At 66.3% G+C, this 18,445-nt stretch carries 14 protein-coding genes and 1 riboswitch; of the genes, 10 read left to right on the top strand and 4 right to left on the bottom strand.

The annotated features are described in order from the left end of the window. Nucleotides 1-63: 63 nt before the first annotated feature. From KYE46_RS13535 to KYE46_RS13500, 8 genes are all read left to right on the top strand, one after another. Complete coding sequence (locus KYE46_RS13535) at nucleotides 64-1,443, top strand: NAD-dependent succinate-semialdehyde dehydrogenase (protein ID WP_219001172.1); 1,380 nt, start codon at nucleotides 64-66, stop codon at nucleotides 1,441-1,443. A 162-nt stretch (nucleotides 1,444-1,605) separates the two neighbouring features. Then, on the top strand, nucleotides 1,606-2,202 hold the full coding sequence (locus KYE46_RS13530; protein ID WP_219005113.1) for an SDR family oxidoreductase: 597 nt from the start codon (nucleotides 1,606-1,608) through the stop codon (nucleotides 2,200-2,202). 127 nt (nucleotides 2,203-2,329) lie between these two features. Next, nucleotides 2,330-2,443, top strand: a riboswitch (TPP riboswitch). Further along, a complete protein-coding gene (locus KYE46_RS13525) occupies nucleotides 2,438-3,046 on the top strand; it encodes a YkoF family thiamine/hydroxymethylpyrimidine-binding protein (RefSeq protein ID WP_219001170.1) in 609 nt (202 codons plus the stop codon). Its footprint overlaps the riboswitch before it by 6 nt. A 1-nt stretch (nucleotide 3,047) precedes the next feature. Next, nucleotides 3,048-3,842, top strand: coding sequence for an ABC transporter permease (locus KYE46_RS13520; RefSeq protein WP_219001168.1), 795 nt, complete (start codon nucleotides 3,048-3,050; stop codon nucleotides 3,840-3,842). Next, complete coding sequence (locus KYE46_RS13515) at nucleotides 3,839-4,594, top strand: ABC transporter ATP-binding protein (RefSeq protein WP_219001166.1); 756 nt, start codon at nucleotides 3,839-3,841, stop codon at nucleotides 4,592-4,594. The genes KYE46_RS13520 and KYE46_RS13515 overlap by 4 nt, the downstream gene beginning before the upstream one ends. After that, nucleotides 4,591-5,577, top strand: a complete 987-nt coding sequence (locus KYE46_RS13510; protein ID WP_219001164.1) for an ABC transporter substrate-binding protein — start codon at nucleotides 4,591-4,593, stop codon at nucleotides 5,575-5,577. The genes KYE46_RS13515 and KYE46_RS13510 overlap by 4 nt, the downstream gene beginning before the upstream one ends. A gap of 234 nt (nucleotides 5,578-5,811) precedes the next feature. Then, the gene (locus tag KYE46_RS13505; protein ID WP_219001162.1) at nucleotides 5,812-6,837 is read left to right on the top strand and encodes a fatty acid desaturase; all 1,026 of its coding nucleotides are present in this window, start codon (nucleotides 5,812-5,814) and stop codon (nucleotides 6,835-6,837) included. Nucleotides 6,838-6,937: 100 nt separating this feature from the next. Next, on the top strand, nucleotides 6,938-7,753 hold the full coding sequence (locus tag KYE46_RS13500; RefSeq protein WP_219001160.1) for a citryl-CoA lyase: 816 nt from the start codon (nucleotides 6,938-6,940) through the stop codon (nucleotides 7,751-7,753). Between the two features lie 2 nt (nucleotides 7,754-7,755). Here KYE46_RS13500 and KYE46_RS13495 read toward each other — a convergent pair whose 3' ends face one another. From KYE46_RS13495 to KYE46_RS13485, 3 genes are all read right to left on the bottom strand, one after another. Continuing rightward, nucleotides 7,756-9,825, bottom strand: coding sequence for a DEAD/DEAH box helicase (locus KYE46_RS13495; RefSeq protein WP_219001158.1), 2,070 nt, complete (start codon nucleotides 9,823-9,825; stop codon nucleotides 7,756-7,758). 323 nt (nucleotides 9,826-10,148) lie between these two features. Further along, nucleotides 10,149-12,221 carry a S8/S53 family peptidase gene (locus tag KYE46_RS13490; RefSeq protein ID WP_219001156.1) on the bottom strand — a complete coding sequence of 691 codons (2,073 nt, stop codon included), beginning with the start codon at nucleotides 12,219-12,221 and terminating at the stop codon, nucleotides 10,149-10,151. 4 nt (nucleotides 12,222-12,225) lie between these two features. Next, entirely contained in the window at nucleotides 12,226-13,410 is a 1,185-nt protein-coding gene (locus KYE46_RS13485) for a phosphatase PAP2 family protein (protein ID WP_219001153.1), read from the bottom strand. A 161-nt stretch (nucleotides 13,411-13,571) separates the two neighbouring features. Between KYE46_RS13485 and KYE46_RS13480 the strand changes: the two genes are divergently transcribed. Further along, a complete protein-coding gene (locus KYE46_RS13480) occupies nucleotides 13,572-15,158 on the top strand; it encodes a tetratricopeptide repeat protein (protein WP_219001150.1) in 1,587 nt (528 codons plus the stop codon). A 16-nt stretch (nucleotides 15,159-15,174) separates the two neighbouring features. On the opposite strand, the gene KYE46_RS13475 is transcribed toward KYE46_RS13480, so the two are convergent. Then, nucleotides 15,175-16,095 carry a hydrogen peroxide-inducible genes activator gene (locus KYE46_RS13475; RefSeq protein ID WP_219001148.1) on the bottom strand — a complete coding sequence of 307 codons (921 nt, stop codon included), beginning with the start codon at nucleotides 16,093-16,095 and terminating at the stop codon, nucleotides 15,175-15,177. 130 nt (nucleotides 16,096-16,225) lie between these two features. Here KYE46_RS13475 and katG point away from each other — a divergent pair, with 130 nt between their 5' ends. Beyond that, entirely contained in the window at nucleotides 16,226-18,427 is a 2,202-nt protein-coding gene (gene katG, locus KYE46_RS13470; RefSeq protein WP_219005112.1) for a catalase/peroxidase HPI, read from the top strand. The last annotated feature ends 18 nt before the right edge of the window (nucleotides 18,428-18,445 follow it).

The raw sequence follows: 18,445 nt of genomic DNA, 5'->3' as shown, positions 1-18,445 counted from the left end.
CGTGGGCACTCAGGAACCTTATGTCTGCGCGTCACGTTTCCCTTTTGAACCTAAGGAGGCACCATGTCCAAGATCACCACCATCAATCCGGCAACCGAAGAAGAACTCGAGTCCTACGACGTGATGTCCGAGGGCGAGGCGATCGAACGGGTGGAGGCCTGCCACGCCGCGTTCCTCGAGTGGCGCAAACTGTCCCACGAGGAGCGCGCGCCCTACCTCAAGGACATCGCCAAGAAGCTGCGGGATCATGCCGACGAGTTGTCCGAGTTGATGACGAAAGAGACGGGCAAGCTTCTGAAAGATGGCAAGACCGAGGTCGAGCTCTGCGCGGGTATCTTCGAGTATTCCGCCGAGCAGGGGCCGGAGCTTCTCGCCGATGAAGAGCGCACCCATGGGCCGAAGGATAAGCGCGGCGTCGTCACATATCAGCCCATCGGCGTGATCTATTCGATCCAGCCGTGGAACTTCCCCGTCTATCAGCCCGTCCGCGTCCTCGCCGCCAATCTGATGGCGGGCAATGGCTGCGTTCTGAAGCACGCCAGCATCTGCACGGGCTCGGCTCTGCGGCTGCGCGAGCTGTGCATCGAGGCAGGCCTGCCGGAGGATCTGTTTCAGGTCGTCGTGATCGATCACGACACCAGCGACAAGCTGATCGAGCACAAGCTGGTGCGTGGCGTGACCATGACCGGCAGCGATGGTGCAGGCGCGCACATCGGTTCCAAGGCCGCGAATTCATTGAAGAAATCGGTTCTTGAGCTAGGCTCGAACGACGCCTACCTCGTGCTGGAAGATGCCGATATCGACAAGGCCGTGAAGTTCTCGGTCATGGGCCGGCTCTACAACAATGGCGAGACCTGCGTCTCCGCCAAGCGGTTCATCGTGACCGACCGTGTCTACGACGTTTTCGTCGATGCCTTCGTCGCCGCGATGCAGAACATCACGATGGGCGATCCGACCGATGAGAACACCCAACTCGGCCCGCTGTCGAGCCAGGATCAGTTCGACACGGTGAAGGAACAGGTGGAAAAGAGCGTGTCGAAGGGCGCGTCCGTCCTCTGCGGCGGGGACGTGCCGGATCGCACCGGCGCCTATTACCCGGCGACCGTTCTCGCGGACCTCGAGCCGGGCATGCCTGCCTATGATGACGAGATATTCGGGCCGGTGGCCTCGATCATCCGTGCGAAGGATGACGAGGATGCGATGCGCCTCGCCAATGAGAGCCGCTATGGCCTTGGCGGCGGCATCTTCTCGGAGAACGAGGAGCATGCGCTGGAGCTGGCTCGGGACCATTTCGACACCGGCATGGTGCGGATCAATTCCTTTGGCGCGGCCGATCCGAACATGCCCTTCGGGGGCGTCAAGAATTCCGGCTACGGCCGCGAGCACGGCGGTTTCGGCATGCGGGAATTCGTCAACGCCAAGGCAATTTTCCTGCCGTCCTGATCTTGGATAACGCGGCGGCCTGATTATTTCGAGCCGCCCGTTGTTCCAAGCTATTCAACAAATTAGCGCGCTCGCACCTGCACGCTTGCTCGGGTTTCCCTGAGTTAGCGGGCCGTGGTTTGGGCGCTTCAATCTCGTGAAACAAGGAGCTCACCCATGAGCATGAACATTCTCGTCGCCGGTGCCACGGGCAAGACCGGCCAACTTCTCGTGCAAGACCTGCTCGACAAGGGTCACAAGCCCACCGCGCTGGTGCGCGAAAGCTCTGACACCAGCGACCTGCCTGAAGGCGTGGACCTGCGCCACGGCGATCTGACGGACCTGAGTAGTGGCGTTTGCGAGGGTATGGACGCCGTCATCTTCGCGGCTGGATCGGGCGGCTCGACCGGGCCGGAGATGACCAACAAGGTCGACCGCGACGGGGCGAAGAAGTTGGTCGATCTGGCCCGCGCGGAGGGCGTGAAGCGGTTCGTGATGCTCAGCTCCATCGGCGCGGATCAGGAAAACCCGCAAGGTGAAATGGCGAATTATCTTGAGGCGAAACACGCCGCGGACGAGCATCTGAAAGCGTCCGGCCTGACCTATGCGATCCTGCGCCCCGTGGCCCTCAGCGACGCGGGCCGCAGCGATGAGACCGTTCTCGGCGAAGAGGTCGAAAAATCCGCCGAAGCCTCTCGCGCCGACGTCGCGGCGCTGCTGGCGGAGGCGGCTGTGAGCGGCCGGTTCGACGGCAAGGCGCTCGATATGCAATCGGCCTGATCCTGACCGGTGCCGCGCGGTCCTGACTGCGCGGCACGGCCGGCGTTTTCGCGGTACCTTCCGCTAAGCTCCTGAAATCAGGCGCGAAAAATCCGCTTGCACCTCTCCGTCAAATCGACGAACGATAGCGCCACCACAGGGGTGCTGCGTAATGTCGTGGCTGAGATGTGGGCGCCAAGCCCACTGTCCCTCAAAGCTGATCTGGGTAATGCCAGCGTAGCAAGGAGGATTAGGAATGTTCGCAGGGGCACAGGTTTCCCTTTACCCGATGACCGACGGTTTCGTCGACGTGATCATGGGCGCGTTGAGTGCGCTCGATCCGTGGCGCGACCAGCTGCGCATCGAAACCGATGACATCTCGACGCTGATCGTGGGCCCGCCCGAGGTGCTCTTCCCCGCGCTGCGTGACCTCTACGCCAAGGCCGCGGCCACCGGCGAGCATGTCGTCCTGCGCGCCACCCTGTCGCGCGGCTGCCCCGGCGAGCCCGACGATCCGATCTGCCAGACCAACGCGCTGGCCAACCCCGAGCAGCCCTTGGCCGAGCGCCAGCAGGAGGCGCTCAGCGCCATCGAAGCGGCGCCCGAGAAGGGGCAGGTCGCCGATGCGCAGTTCTCGCTCTACGTCATGGGGGCAGGGGACCACATGGCCGAGATCATGGGCTGCATCGACTTCCTCAAGCACAGCGGCACCTTCGACCGGTCGAAGAACTTCTGCACCCGGTTGACCGGCGACGCGGGCCCCGTCTTCGCCACCCTGCGCGAGGCCTTCTGCCGCTTCGGCCCGCCCCAGGGCCATGTCACCATTGACCTGACGGTTTCCGCCAACAGCCCTTCGAAGCGCTGATATGGCCGGATCCATCCCCCGCCGCACAGGCGGAGGGGTCGCACGCGCCTTGCCTGCCGTGGCAAGCGTGCTCGCCGCCTTCGCCCTGTGGGAGCTCTACGTCCGCCTCTCGGGCATCTCGCCGCTGATGCTGCCCGCGCCCTCGCGGGTGTTGGAACAGATGTGGCAGAACCGCGCGATGCTCTGGGCCAACACATGGCCCACGATCATTGCCACCCTAGCGGGCTTCTCGCTCTCGCTGAGCGTGGCCTTCGTGATGTCAGTCGTGGTGGACTTCCTGCCCCGCGTGCGGCGGGCGCTGTTTCCGATCTTCGTGGTCAGCCAGACCCTGCCGCTGGTCGCCATCGCGCCACTCGTCGTCTTGTGGTTCGGCTTCGACCTGACGCCCAAGGTGCTGCTGGTGGCGCTGGTGACGTTCTTCCCGATGCTGGTGGCTTGGGTCGATGGCTATGCGGCGACGGACCGCGAGATCGAGGACCTCCTGCGCTCCATGGGCGCGGGACGGGGAACGATCTTTCGCGTGGCGCGGCTGCCCTCGGCGCTGCCCTATTTCTTCGCCGGGCTGCGGATCTCCATCACCTACGCCGTCGTCGCGGCGATCTTCGCGGAATACGTGGGCGCGCGGGCGGGACTGGGGATCGTGATCCTCAACGCCAAGAACTCCTATCGCCCCGACCTGATGCTGGCGGCCGTGGTGATCAGCTCGACCCTGACCCTCGCGCTGTTCCTGCTGACCGCCGCGATCCAGCATCTTGCCCTGCGCTGGCGAAGGGCCGGGGAAGGGGGCGCGCGATGAGCGTGCTGGAGATGCGAAACGTGGGCGTCACCCTCGGGCAGACGCGGGTGCTGGAGGATATCTCGCTCCACGTCGCGGAGGGGGAGTTCGTCTCCATCCTCGGGCCGTCGGGGGCGGGCAAGTCCACCATCTTCCGGCTGCTGACCGGGGCGCTGTGCCACGACAGCGGGACGATCACCTGCAAGGGCCGCCCGATCGAGGAGATGGACCGCGGCTTCGCCTTCATGCCGCAGCGCGACGCGCTGATGCCCTGGCGGCGGATCATCGACAACGTGACCCTCGGGCTGGAAATCCAGGGCGTGTCCCGGCGCGAGGCGCGGGCGCGGGCCTGGCCGATGCTGGCCGATTTCGGCTTGCAAGACTTCGCCCGCCATTACCCCGCGCAGATCTCGGGCGGCATGCGCCAGCGCGCGGCGCTTCTGCGCACGGTGGTGCAGGGCCGCGCGGTGCAGCTTCTCGACGAGCCCTTTGGCGCCCTCGACGCGCTGACCCGCACCCGGATGCAGCGCTGGTTCGAGGACCGCTGGCAAAGCGCCCGCTGGACCACGCTTCTCGTCACCCACGACGTGCGCGAGGCCGTCGCGCTCTCGGATCGCGTCTACGTGCTTTCGGCCCGGCCCGCGCGCGTGCTGACCGAGGTCGCTATCCCCACGCCGCGCCCGCGCATGGGCCGACCGATCCCGCCCGAGGCCCACGCGCTGGAGGCGCAGCTTCTCGAAACCCTTCTGAACCAGACCGGAGAGACCCCATGAAACACCTCGTCACCGCCGCCCTGATCGGCGCGCTCGCCAGCCCCGTCGCGGCGCAGGAGGCCGTCACCGTCGCGCTCGACTGGACGCCCAACACCAACCATGTCGGGCTCTACGTTGCGCAGTCGATGGGCTGGTTCGAGGAGGCCGGGCTCGACGTCGACATCCTGCCTTACACCGACACCTCCTCGGGCACGCTGGTGGCCTCGGGCCTCGCGGAATTCGGCATCGTCGGCGCGGTGGGCTTTCACAGCCAGCGCGCGGCGGGGGCGGAGATGACTGCCGTCATGGCGGTGGTCCAGCACGAGACCGGGCGGCTCGTCTTCAACGGCGAACGCGAAGACATCCAGCGCCCCGCCGATCTCGACGGGATGATCTACGCGGGCTTCGGCTCGGCCTGGGAGGAGGCGCTGATCTCCTCCATCATCCGCCATGACGGCGGCGAAGGCACCTTCGACACCGTGACCCTCGGCACCTCCGCCTACGAGGCGCTGGCCAACGGGCGCGTCGATTTCACCCTCGAGGTGAGCACCTGGGAGGGGGTGAACTCCGAGATCCTCGGCCGCCCGCAGCGCGCCTTCACCTATGCCGATTACGGCGTGCCGGACCAGCACACGACATTGCTCGGCGCCAACACCGCCTGGCTCGACGCCAACCCCGACACCGCGCGCGCCTTCGTGCAGGCGGTGCAGCGCGGCTACGGTTTCGCGGCCGAGAACCCCACGGAAGCCGCCGAGATCCTGATCGCCGAGACCGACGGCATGCTCTCCAACCCCGATCTTGTGCATGGCTCCATGGCGGCGCTGGTCGAGGGCGGTTTCCTGCGCGACGCGGGAGAGCCGGTGGGCTTGATCGACACCGAGATGACCGCAGAGATCGCCGAATTCCTCTTCGAGGCCGGCATCCTGCGCGGCCCCGACGGGCAAGTGCTGCCCGAGATGCCCGAGGTCTCGACCTGGGTGACGAACGACTATCTGGTACAATAAGCGCGACGGGCGTCCGGGCCCTCGCGGATCCGGGCGCCGCGACCACCAGGTGCCGGTAGAGCCGCGCGCTTTCCCAACACCGGTTGACCCTTTCTTTACCTCCCTCTGCAATTCTCGGCCGCGCGGGCTTCGGCAAAGGTTCGCCACCCGCGCAGGATTGCGCCCGTTCACCTGTAAATGAACTGGCGGGGGCTATTCAGAGGGTGCGGAACCTGCCACTAACGCGCACGGGCAATGGACGTCCCGATCGTGAAGGAGACTCTATTGCAACCCACTGAGTGGACACGCATTCTTGCAAAATACCGCGAACCGAACCACACGCAGAGCGTGTTCGAGGTCGCCATAACCCTCGCACCATTCATCGTGATCTGGGCCCTGGCCTGGCTCTCCTTGTCGATCAGCCCGTGGTTGGCGCTGGCGCTCGCAGTGGCCAATTCGACATTCCTCGTGCGTCTTTTCATGATCCAGCACGATTGCGGCCACGGCGCGTTCTTCAAGAACCGCAAGGTCGGCGATTGGGTCGGGCGCTGTATCGGCGTGCTGACCCTTACGCCTTACGACGTCTGGCGCCGCAACCATGCGATGCACCATGCCACGACCGGCAATCTCGATCATCGCGGCACGGGCGACCTGCCGACGCTGACGGTGCGGGAATACCGCGCAAAAAGCTGGATCGGCCGCATGGGCTACCGCCTTGTGCGCAATCCGTTGTTCCTCTTCGGCGTCGTGCCGTTCTACACCTTCTTCCTGCAAAACCGTCTGCCGATCGGCGTGATGCGCGGCGGCCGCCGCTACTGGATCAGCGCGCAGGGCACCAATCTGGCGGTTGCCGCCATCGTGGGTGGCCTGCTCTGGCTCGGCGGGCTGAACGTCGTGCTGTTCATCTTCCTGCCCACGGTCTTCCTCGCGGCGGTCATCGGCATGTGGTTATTCTACATCCAGCACCAGTTCGAGGATACGGTCTGGGATCGTGACGGCGATTGGACCGTTCAGGACGCGGCGCTGCACGGCAGCTCCCACTACGATCTGCCACGGCCCCTGCGCTGGCTGACGGGCAACATCGGCGTGCACCACGTCCACCATCTGGCCAGCCGCATCCCTTTCTACCGCCTGCCCGAGGTCATGCGCGATCATGATGTGTTGGCGCAATCGCAGCGGATCACCCTGTGGGAAAGCTTCAAATGCGCGCGCCTGCACCTCTGGGATGAAGACAGCCGCAAGCTGCTCTCCTTCGCCGCCGCGCGTCGGCTGGCGGCCTGAAAAGACACGCTCTCGGCCGGTCGCGGCTGGTCGTGGGCGTCCAAATCCCTATGCTCGCGCCCGAAGCTTCCCGGGCGGGCCGGGCAATGTGGGACTGGCAATGACGAACGAACCTGACGATATCCGCGACTGGTGGCAGACCTCGATCATCGACATGGCACCGGGAAAGATTGCCTTCCGAGGCCGCCCGATCGAGGATTTGATCGGCACGGTCAGCTTTCCGCAGATGATCTGGCTGATGACCCGCGGTGACCTGCCGAGCCCGGCACAGGCCAAACTGCTGGAGGCCGCGCTCGTCGCCGGGGTCGATCACGGCCCGCAGGCCCCCTCCATCGCGGCGGCACGGATGGCGGCCACCTGCGGCGTGGGGCTGAACAACGTCATGGCCACCGGCGTCAACATGCTTGGCGACATCCACGGCGGCGCGGGAGAGCAGTGCGCCGAGCTCTACATGCTCATCGCGGGGCGGCTTGATGCCAGCACCGCCCTGGATGCCGCGATCGAGGCCGAACTCTCCGCATGGCGCGCGGCGCACGGCAAGATCATCCCCGGCTTCGGCCACCGTTTCCACAAACCCACCGACCCCCGCGCGCCGCGCCTGATGGCTCTCGTGCGGGAGGCCGCGCAGGACGGCATTGTCACCGGTCGCTACGCCCAGATCGCGGAGGCTCTGCAAGCCCGCATCGGCGCGGACCGGGGCGCGCCCATCGCGATGAACATCGACGGTGCCACGGCGGTGATCTTCTGCGAGTTGGGCTTCCCCCCGCCGCTGTCGCGCGGGCTGTTCTGTCTCTCGCGCTCGGTCGGTATCCTCGCTCACGGGTGGGAGCAGATGCAGCAGGGCGGCCGCAACAAGGGCCCGATGCCCCCCGACTACCTGCCGCGCTACACCCCCTCCAAGCCGGACGAGAGCTAGAGCTACTTCTTGCCCTTCGGCGCCCGAGGCTTGCGTGGCTTGAAGCTTGCCTTGCCGCCCTCGGCCTCGCTTGCCGCGCGGCGCGCCTTGTTCTTCTTGCTGTTCGGCTTGCCCGTCGTGGCGGGACCCAGTTTCGCGCTCGGGTTGCTGGCTTTGCCGCCTGGGCGTGCCGGCCGCTCGAACCCGTCTCCGGACGCCTTGTGCCGCGGCTTGCGCGCCTTCCAGGGCTCGGCCTGGGGCAGGTCCGGATTGCCCTTCTCGCCATGACGCGGTGGCCTTCCACCGGCAGGCGATTTCTTCGGCTTCTTCTGGCGCGGCTCGGGCGCGTCGTTCCAATCGACCGGTTTCGTCGTGCCCGCGTTTGGCGCCTTGTGCTCGGCCTTGGGTGCTGCCCCCTCGCCATCCGGCGCGGCGCGGTTGCTGCGGCGATCGTTGGACTTGTTGGTGCGCGGTTTGCGATCCTGCGGCTTGTCGCCCCGCGGCGGACGGGCCGCGCGCACGGCTTCGGGCGCGGCGTCCAGACGGGTCAATGCGGCGCCATCCTCCATCTCCATCTTCGGGCCGATGGCAGAGAGGAAACCGTCGACAGCACTCTCGCGCAGCTCGATGAAAGACGCCTCGTGGTGGATGCGGATCGCGCCCACGTCCTCGCGGCTGAGGTTGCCCATCTTGCACAGCATCGGCAGCAGGCGACGGGGCTCGGCTCCCACTGCCTGACCGCCCGCAAGCGAGAACCAGACACTCGGGCCAAACGCCTTTTTCGGCTCCGGCGCGGCGGAGGCATCGGAGAGCTCCTCAGGCGCCGAACGCCGCTCACGGTACATGCGCACGAAGGCGGCGGCCAGTTGCTCGGCGGAATACATCTCCACCAACCGGTCCACGGCCTCGCGGTTGGACGCCTCGACCTCGGCCTCCCAATCGGAGGCCTGCATCATCCGCTCGTCATCCTTGGCGGTCACTTCCTCGGCCGAGGGCGCCTCGGCCCAAACGGCCGTCAGCTTGGCCCAACCCAACAGGCGTTGCGCCTTCTTGCGGGCGGCGGGCGGCACGATCAGCGCCGAGACCCCCTTGCGTCCGGCGCGCCCAGTTCGGCCCGAGCGGTGCAATAGCGTATCCTGATTGCTCGGCAGCTCGGCGTGGATCACCAGTTCCAGGTTCGGCAGGTCGATGCCGCGCGCAGCCACATCCGTCGCCACGCAGACCCGCGCGCGCCCATCGCGCATGGCCTGCAACGCGTTGGTGCGCTCCGATTGGGTCAACTCGCCCGACAAGGCCACGACCGAGAAGCCGCGGTTCGAAAGCCGCGTCGTCATCCGGTTCACAGTCGCGCGCGTGTTGCAGAAAACGATGGCGTTCGGCGCCTCGTAATAGCGCAACACGTTGATGATCGCGTTCTCGCTGTCGCGCGCCGAAACGGTGAGCGCCCGGTACTCGATGTCCGAATGCTGCTTCTCGCCCGTGGCCGTCGCAATGCGCACCGCATCGCGCTGGTAATTCTGCGCCAGCTTCGCGATGGCGCCGGGCACAGTGGCCGAGAACAACAGCGTCTGCCGGTCCGAGGGCGATTCCTCGAGGATGAACTCGAGGTCCTCGCGAAACCCGAGGTCCAGCATCTCGTCCGCCTCGTCCAGCACGATGGCCTTCAGCCCGCTCAAATCGATCGAGCCGCGCATGATGTGGTCCTTCAGGCGACCCGGCGTGGCGACAACGATATGCGCCCCGCGCGCCAGTGCCCGCCGCTCGTCGCGCATGTCCATGCCGCCCACGGTGGAGGCCAGAACCGCGCCGGCCTCACCAAACAGCCAGCTCAACTCGCGCTTCACCTGCATCGCCAATTCACGCGTCGGCGCGATCACCAGGGCCAGCGGCGCGCCTGCAGTGCCAAATTCTTCCGCTTCGCCGAACAGGCCCGGCGCAATCGCCAAGCCAAAGCCCAAGGTCTTGCCCGAGCCGGTCTGCGCCGAAACCAGCATGTCCTTGCCTGTCAACTTGGGGTCCGTGACCGCCTGTTGCACCGGGGTCAGGGTCTCGTACCCCTTGGCATCGAGGGCTTTTTGAAGGGCCTGTTTCACGTCTCATCCACTTTCATCAACGCGGTGCGCAGTCCGAGCGCCCGCAAGACGCCGGACCTAACGACTTGCGTGCCGGAAGTATAGAGCACACGCGCGCAAGTACCCTCACGCACCCCACCCCTCCTTCCTCGTTCCGGAAATATCCTGGGGGGGTTGGGGGGCTAGCCCCCCATCGGCGCACCCTCGATCACGCCCACAGTCCACGCCCAATCACCAAACCAATCCACAGGCTAAAAATAAATTGCCCGGCAGCCAAGGGGATGGCTGCCGGGCGGATAAGGCGCACGGGAAGAGATGCACGCCTTTCCGATGCCCAACTGGAATTAACGGGCACCGGGTCCGAATAAAATCCTTGCTCCCGTACGTTCGGGCCAATGACTTTCTTCAAAATAACTTGCCGTCGAATTGGCGGCTTCCGCGCGCAGGGACGCGCGCAAAGGGGGGATGCCGGGACGCGCGAGTTCAAGCGCGATCCACCGGGCGACCTGGGGCGCGGCAGCGGATGTCCCGGAAAGGCGCACCCGCGCGCCGGACCCGGTTCCGGCCGCAAGCACGCCGGCGAGCGCATGGCTCACCTCGGAGGCGGCTGCGATGTCAACGCCATCCCACGTGTTTGCCGGATCGCCCGCACTGCTGAACGTCGAGGCGGCCAGCGGCCGCGCGCCATCGGTGCGGCGGTTGAGGTTCGCGACCCGAACTGATCCGACCCGCACGCTCAACGCCCCGGACCCGATTGCATTCGTCGTACCCCGGCGGACGACCCATGCGCCTGTCGCGTCGCTCTCGTCCGCGCGCCCATCAGGACGCACGGCGCGGTAGTCTGGGTCTTCCAGCCGGGATTGGCGGCCAAACGGGCGGAACCCGGACGGCGTGTCGTTGCGCTGGCAGCGGACCGAGACGGTCTCGGGCTCGGCTGCCTGCGCATTGTTCCATAGGCGCACCTCCCAATTGCCCGCCGGCAGGGTCGTGGCCCGTTGAGCGAACTCCGCCACGTCCTCGCCCTGCTCGAAGACGGATGGCGCGAGCACGAGGGTCAATTTCTGTTGCGCCACCAACCCTCGGCTATCCTTCGGCAACTCGCGGCGACCGGAGCTCAGCAGCAACTCGTGGTAGACCATCGCGCCGATGCCCGCATCGCTCTCGAGCGGGACACCGTGAAAATAGGGGATATCTCCCTCGCTCAGCGTGATCCAATCGCCATGGGGTGGGCGAATTTCCAGTCGGAGAGGGGAAGGGAGGGTCGCAAGATGCTCAACCACCTGCCTGCGCTGGCTCGCATTCAAGCCATCCTTCATTCCCTTGTCCCTCTCCAACCCGTGAGCCGCGAGGCTGGTGGGGCGTTCCGGCCACCAGAACTCGACCACGGTGGGTGCCTTGCTGTCAGGCTGATGCCGCAGGACCAGCGGCGTTTCCAGAGCCTCGCTGTCAGGGCGCGTTGCGCCCACGACCTTCTCGCCATGGGTGCGCATCATATGGCTGTTGCCCGCGGGCAGGACGACCCAGACCGGGATGCCATGGGTCTCCCACATCTCCTTCACCGCGCTGTCGAGCCATTCCTCCATCGCCGCGCGACCGTTCAGGGCGCCGGCGTAAATGCCGTAGGAGAAGTTCAGCACCAGCGGCACCCGCGCGCCGCGCTCGGGTTGCAGCCTGATGGTCCGGTCGAGGATGTACGCGACGGCATGGGTGACATAGGGCGCCATGAAGCCGCCCGAGCTGTTGCGCGTCGCGTGGCGGGCCAGCTGCACCGCCACGATCGGCCGTTTGAGGGCTAGCTCGGCGGGCACTTCGCCTAACTCGTTCGTCGTGGTGTCGTGGCAGTCGTAGCCTGCGGCCAGGTCCATCACATGGGTGCCGTGCGCCGCCAAACGGGACAGGGGGCGTGACATCTCGGCGTTGCGATAGGCGGCGACGGGGTCGGGGTAGGGACCGTCGGGGTAGGAGAAGAGGCCCGCGTTGATCTCGTCCTCGGTCCAGTCATGGCCCATCGGCAGGCTGTATCCGCGGGTCGGGCGGGCGTTGCCGCAGGTCGCATCCTGATTCCAGAGCGCGGCGATCCGGGTCTGGTAGCGCCCCGAGGGGCCGGGCTTGAGGAAGCGCGCATGGGCGAAGGCAAGCCCGTCGTCGATGATCCCCATGATCACCGTGCCCGGCTGCGTCGGATGGGGCGGCACGTCGCCCCGGTCGGGGCGCGGATCGATGCAGCGCGTGTGCGGGGCTACCGGGGCCGTCTCATCCGGATGCGCCGTGAAGACCTCGCGGTCCTTCGGGGTGAGGACATTCTCGGGCAGGGGGCCGGTCAGGGACCGCAGCCACCAGTCGCTGGCCGGCGTCTGCAAGGTCGCGGCCTTGCCGCCGCCGTCCATCCGTGTCGCTGTTCCCCATCCCCAAACCATGTCGCTATCTCCTCGGCGCGACGGCTGTCGACCATTCGGCGCGGGCGAGCGTGTAAAGCTGCGTCAGGGCGCGGGTCGCGGGGTGGGTTTGCAGGGTGAAAGCCAGCGGTGTGGCATAGGTGACGGTGCCATTGGCGCTCGGGTCGATGACGCTCAGCGGGTCCGATCCGAAGATGCCCTCGACGCTCTCATAGGTAAAATCCGCGCCGCCATAGGCGTCGCTGGCACAGTGCCATCCGTTCGCCTGATCGGCGCTGCCCGCCATCTCGAGGATATAGCCGCCAAGCGACACGCCAAGGGTCGCCCCCGCCGCGCTGTCGACGGGAAAATGCACGCCGGCGACCGTGCGGTTCTGGGCGATCCGCGCGGCTTGGCGCAGCAATTGCTGCTCGGCCAGATGAGGCTGGTGCTGCGCCCCGCGTGAGAGGTTGCGCAGGATCGTGGCGACGACGAAGGCCTCGGTCCCGTGGCCTGAGGGCAGGCTGCCGTGGCACGGCGTCTGGATGATCGCGTGGACCTGCGCCGAGAACTCGTTCGGGCGGCGGCAGGCCAGCAGGTGCTTGCACTGCATCTCGACCAGCGACACCGCGCTGAGGGCTATGGCAATGAACTCGTAGGTCCACCGATGACGGCCGGGATGGAGCGGCAGCACCGCCCCGAAGGGTGTGATCAGATCGGTCAGCTGCGACAGGATCTCGGGCGTGCGCTCGACCCGTTGGTCGGCGTAATAATCGAGGTAATGCAACTGCTTGGCGAAGGTCTCGCTGCCGGGTCGGTCGATCCGCGCGATCTCCGTCCCGTCGTGAAGCGTGACCGACACGGCATCGGGCGAGCCGCTCGTGGCGCGCACGGCGAGGCTGGAGGCAATCTCCTGCGTGATGATCATGCCGCGCACATCAGCCGACCAGTTTTGCAGGTTGGCGGGATCGTTGAAAGCGAGAGGGGCGGGCTGCGGGCCATCGTGATCCCAGACCCACGGCCCGGTATTGACCGCGTGGCTCATCGTCAGGGCGGCGCAGGCAGAGGTCGGCGCGCCGCTGGAGGCCGAAGCCTGCCCGTGCTGGCCGTGCTGCCCATGCTGGCCGTGCTGGCCGTGCTGACCATGCTGGCCATGTTGGCCGTGCTGACCGTGTTGGCCATGCTGCCCATGTTGACCGTGTTGCACAGAGGATAGTGCGCTCGTCGACATACCATCTCACTCGTTAAAAAACCCTTGAGAATGATCCGCCGTCCAGCGGGCGATTTGTCAACAAAGGGTAAATTTATGTGTTAGAAACGATGGAGAATTAACGCTTTATTAACGGTCTGGAGACGGCGCACGGGCGCGCTTTCCGGAGCGAGGGGACAGCTATGTCGTCAGGTCTGCACAAGATCCATGTCCTTGGTGCGTTCCGCCTCGAGTCCCCGACGGGCGCGGTGGTCGCGGTGAAGGCGAAACGCGCGCGCGCGATCCTCGCGGCACTGGCGACGGGGCGGGATCTGGCGCGGCCGCGGGCATGGCTGCAGGACCTCCTTTGGAGCGAACGCCCCAAGGCGCAATCCGGTCTTTCGATGCGGCAATGCCTCCACGCTCTGCGGCGCGACCTCGGCGAGAGCCGTGACATCCTGACGACCGACAAGGATGTCATCGCCCTCGATGCCGCGAAGGTCTGGGTCGATGTGCGCGATGATGATCATCTGGCCGGATTGGGCGACGCGGCGGGCGAGTTGCCGCAATTTCTCGACGGTCTGACGATCGAGGACCCGGCGTTTCAACGGTGGCTCGACGATCGTCGCTGCCATTACGGGCGCCGCCTCGCGCCTCCCCTACCGCCCGAAAAGAGCCCTGTCGCGCGGCCGATCATCATCCGTGGCCGCCCCGATGGCATGATCTCGGCACAGACCTATGACACCGTGCTGCAAGACCTGATCTGCAAGAGCATCGACGATGCCGGGCGCGTGCGGCTGCTGGACGAGAGCGCCATGCCGCTGCTCTCCCGCCGCGAGGCGGAACGTGCGTTCCGGGTGCAGGTGTCGAGCGCGGACATAGGCGGCAGCCGGGGCGTCTCGGTGAACCTGTCGCGGTCGAGCGACGGGAGCGTTTTCACCAACCTCGTGCGGGTTTCCGATGACATCGACATGATCGACCTCGTCAACGAGGCGGTGGTGAAATCGATGGAGGAAATCGCCCGCTACGGCACCGATCTTCCGAACCACAAGATTGCCACGGCGCTGTCGGTGCGCGCGCTCTTGTCGGTCACGAATTATGCACCCTCGACCATCGAGAATGCCGACGCCCTCATCGCCCGCGCCTTCGAGATCGACCCGCAGCCCGTCTTCCTCGCCTGGCGCGCCTATCTTCGGACCTTCCTTCTGGGCGAGGCCGTCGGCGGCAATGCCGAGGCGATCCGGGAGGAGATGGAGCGGTTCATCAGGCTCGCCGAAGAGCAGGATCCGGACAATTCGATCGTCCTGTCGCTGGCCGCCTTCATCCACTCCATGTGGTTCCTGTCCAACGAGAATGCGCTCGAACTGGCGCAGCGCAGCCACAAGCTCAACCCGTCCAACCCCTACGGCATTTCGTACCTCGGCATGGTCCAAACGCACCTTGGCAATTACGAGGAAGGCTATCGCCTGACCCGCCGGGCCAATTCACTCACGGTGCATCGCAACGCCAAATCCTCGATCCGCTACGTCGCGATGCGGTCAGCCGCCTGCGCGGGGCGCTATACCGAAGCGATCAAGATCGGCGAGGCTTTGGGCCGCGACGCGCCGGGTTTCGTCGCGCCCAAGCGCCTGATGGGGATGCTCTACATGAAGGTGGGCCGCGTCGATGAGGCCGAGGCGATGGTGGAGACCTTGAAGCAGCATGAGCCGGATTACAGCGTCGAGAAGATGCGCGATGCCTTCCGCGCCTCGCCCCTGCTGCATCGCAGCGCGCTCGGGTCTTCCATCTGACGCTTGGCGCTCTGGCTCAGGTCTCGGGCTGCGACCGGGCGGCGGGTTGCGGCGACAGCGCCTGCCGCACCACGTCGGCCAGACCCGCCAGATGCTCGGCCAGCGGGCTCGCCTTGCGCCATGCCATGCCGATGGTGCGTTTGGGTGTCGCCTGATTGAACCGCGCGATGGAGACTTCCGCCGAGCGCGTCTCGACCTCCACGGCCATCTCGGGGATCAGGGTCACGCCGATGCCCGCACCCACCATCTGCACCAGTGTCGACAGGCTGGAGCCGTCCAGCCCCTCACGTGGCAAGTTACTGCGAATATTGCAAAAAGACAGCGCCTGATCGCGGAAGCAGTGACCTTCTTCCAGCAGAAGCAGGCGCATCTGCGACAGGGCATCGCCGTCGGGAACAGGCTTGTCGGCGTCGGCCAGCGGACGGACGAGAACGAAGTCCTCCTCGTGGAGCGGCACCTCCGTCAGCGTGGGCTCCGAGATTGGCAGCGCAAGGATCGCCGTATCCAGCCGCCCGGCGCCGAGGTCTTCCAGAAGGCGCGGGGTCAACGTCTCGCGGATGTGGAGATCGATCTGCGGATAGTGCAGGCCGAGCGTGCCGATCACGCGCGGCAGCAGGTAGGGCGCGACGGTGGGGATGACGCCGAGCCGCAAGCGCCCCGACAGCCCGCCGCGCGCGGCGCGGGCGAGGTCATCGAGCGCATCGACGGCCCGCAGGATCTCCTTCGCGCGGGAGAGGACCGTCTCGCCGAAGCCCGTCAGGCGGACGTGGCGTGGCGACCTCTCGAACAGCGGCAGGCCGAAGGACTCCTCCATCTCCTTGATCTGCATCGACAAGGCGGGTTGCGTCACGTTGCAGGCGGCGGCAGCATGGCCGAAGTGGCCGTGATGGGCCAGCGCCTCGACATAGCGGAGCTGCTTCAGGGTCAGGTTGTTCATCAGGACAGCTTATCAGGATTATCAGAATATCCAACTGTAGCTAATCGGTTTGGGGTGTTAGTGTCCGCGCAAGCGCGACTCGCCCCGGCGGTCGCATAAGCCTGATTGCCAATAGTGGAGAGAGAATATGATGGATGGAAACCCGGTTTCGGGCGGTTGCCCGGTAATGCACGGCGAAGGCCGTCGTCCCATGGGAACCACGGCCAACCTGCATTGGTGGCCGAACCAGCTGAACCTGAAGCCGCTTGCTGCGAACTCCGAGAAGATCGACCCGATGGGCGCGGACTTCGACTACGCGGCAGAGTTCCAGAAGCTCGACATGAAGGCCGTGAAGGCCGACGTCGCGGCCTGCCTGACCGACAGCAAGGACTGGTGGCCTGCCGACTACGGCCACTACGGCCCGCTGATGATCCGCATGGCGTGGCACTCGGCCGGCACCTACCGCACCTTCGACGGTCGCGGCGGCGGGGTCTCGGGCACGCAGCGCTTCGCGCCGCTGAACTCCTGGCCCGACAACGGCAACCTCGACAAGGCCCGCCGTCTGCTCTGGCCGATCAAGGAAAAGTACGGCCGCAGCCTGTCCTGGGCCGACCTGATGATCATCGCCGGCAACGTCGCGCTGGAAGACATGGGTCTGAAGACCTTCGGCTTCGGCGGCGGTCGTGAAGATGTGTGGGAACCCGAGGAGGACATCTACTGGGGCCCCGAGACCGAGTGGCTCGCCACCTCGATCATGGAAAACACCCGTTACGCCGAGCACCGCGACCTCGCCAAGCCGCTGGCCGCCGTTCAGATGGGCCTGATCTACGTGAACCCCGAAGGCCCCGACGCGAACCCCGACCCGCTGGCCTCCGCCTTCGATATCCGCGACACCTTCGGCCGCATGGGCATGAACGACGAAGAGACCGTGGCGCTGATTGCCGGGGGTCACACCTTCGGCAAGGCCCATGGTGCGGGCGACCCCGAGCTAGTCGGTGCCGAGCCCGAGGCGGCCGACGTGACCGACATGGGTCTGGGCTGGAAGAACAGCTACAAGAGCGGCAAGGGCGTGCATACCACGACCTCCGGCGTCGAGGGGCCGTGGACGCCCACGCCGACCCAGTGGGACATGACCTACTTCGACATGCTCTTCGGCCACGAGTGGGAGCTGACCCGCTCGCCCGCCGGTGCCAACCAGTGGCGTGCCGTGGATCACGAGAACGACCACGCGCCGCAGGTCGATGGCAATGGCACCGTGCCGATCATGATGACCACGGCCGACATGGCCCTGCGCATGGACCCGGACTACGAGAAGATCAGCCGTGACTTCCACGCCAACCCCGACAAGTTCGCCGATGCCTTCGCGCGCGCCTGGTTCAAGCTGACCCACCGCGACATGGGCCCGGTCGAGCGTTACCTCGGCGATGAGGTGCCGCAGGAAGAGCTGCTGTGGCAGGATCCGGTGCCGGCGCCCAAGGGCCCGCGCCTCGGCGATGCCGATGTGGCGGACCTGAAGATGGCGATCCTCGCAACCGACCTGACACCGCAGGAGATGGTTCGCGTGGCTTGGGGCTCTGCCGCCAGCTACCGGGACAGCGACAAGCGGGGCGGGGCCAACGGCGCGCGCATCCGCCTGCAGCCGGCGCGGTCCTGGGCGGTGAACAACCCCGCCGAGCTGGACAAGGTCCTGCCGGTGCTCGAAGGCATCGCCGACGATTTCAACGGCAAGGGCGGGGCGCAGGTCTCGGTCGCCGATGTGATCGTGCTGGCTGGTGGCGTCGGGATCGAGGTCGCGGCCCAGGCCGCAGGCCACAAGGTCGAGGTGCCCTTCACGCCGGGTCGCGGTGACGCGACGCAGGAGCAGACCGACGTGGAAAGCTACGGCTACCTCGAGCCGGTCTCCGACGGGTTCCGCAACTACCACTCGGACGCGGCCCTGCGCGAGCCTGCGGAAATGCTGGTCGACAAGGCCGGTCTCCTCGGGCTCACCGCGCCGCAGATGACGGTTCTGGTCGGTGGCCTGCGCGCCATCGGGGCCACCCACGGTGACAGCACCACCGGCGTCCTGACCGAAACCCCTGGGTCCCTGAACAACGCGTTCTTCAAGAACGTGCTGAGCATGGACAACGTCTGGGCCCCCAACGAGGACGGCCTGCTCGAGGGACGTGACCGTGCCAGCGGCGAGCACAAGTGGACCGCGACGGTGACGGATCTGGTCTTCGGCTCCAACAGCCAGCTGCGCGCCGTGGCCGAGGTCTATGCGAGCTCGGATGCCGAGACCAAGATGGTGGAGGACTTCATCGCCGCCTGGGTCAAGGTGATGGAGAACGACCGCTTCGACTTGCACCGCTGATCGCAGCGACAGAACATT

Source organism: Gymnodinialimonas ceratoperidinii, from assembly GCF_019297855.1.
In the GTDB taxonomy this organism is placed as follows: domain Bacteria; phylum Pseudomonadota; class Alphaproteobacteria; order Rhodobacterales; family Rhodobacteraceae; genus Gymnodinialimonas; species Gymnodinialimonas ceratoperidinii.
This window is presented reverse-complemented; position numbering and strand designations above follow the sequence as displayed.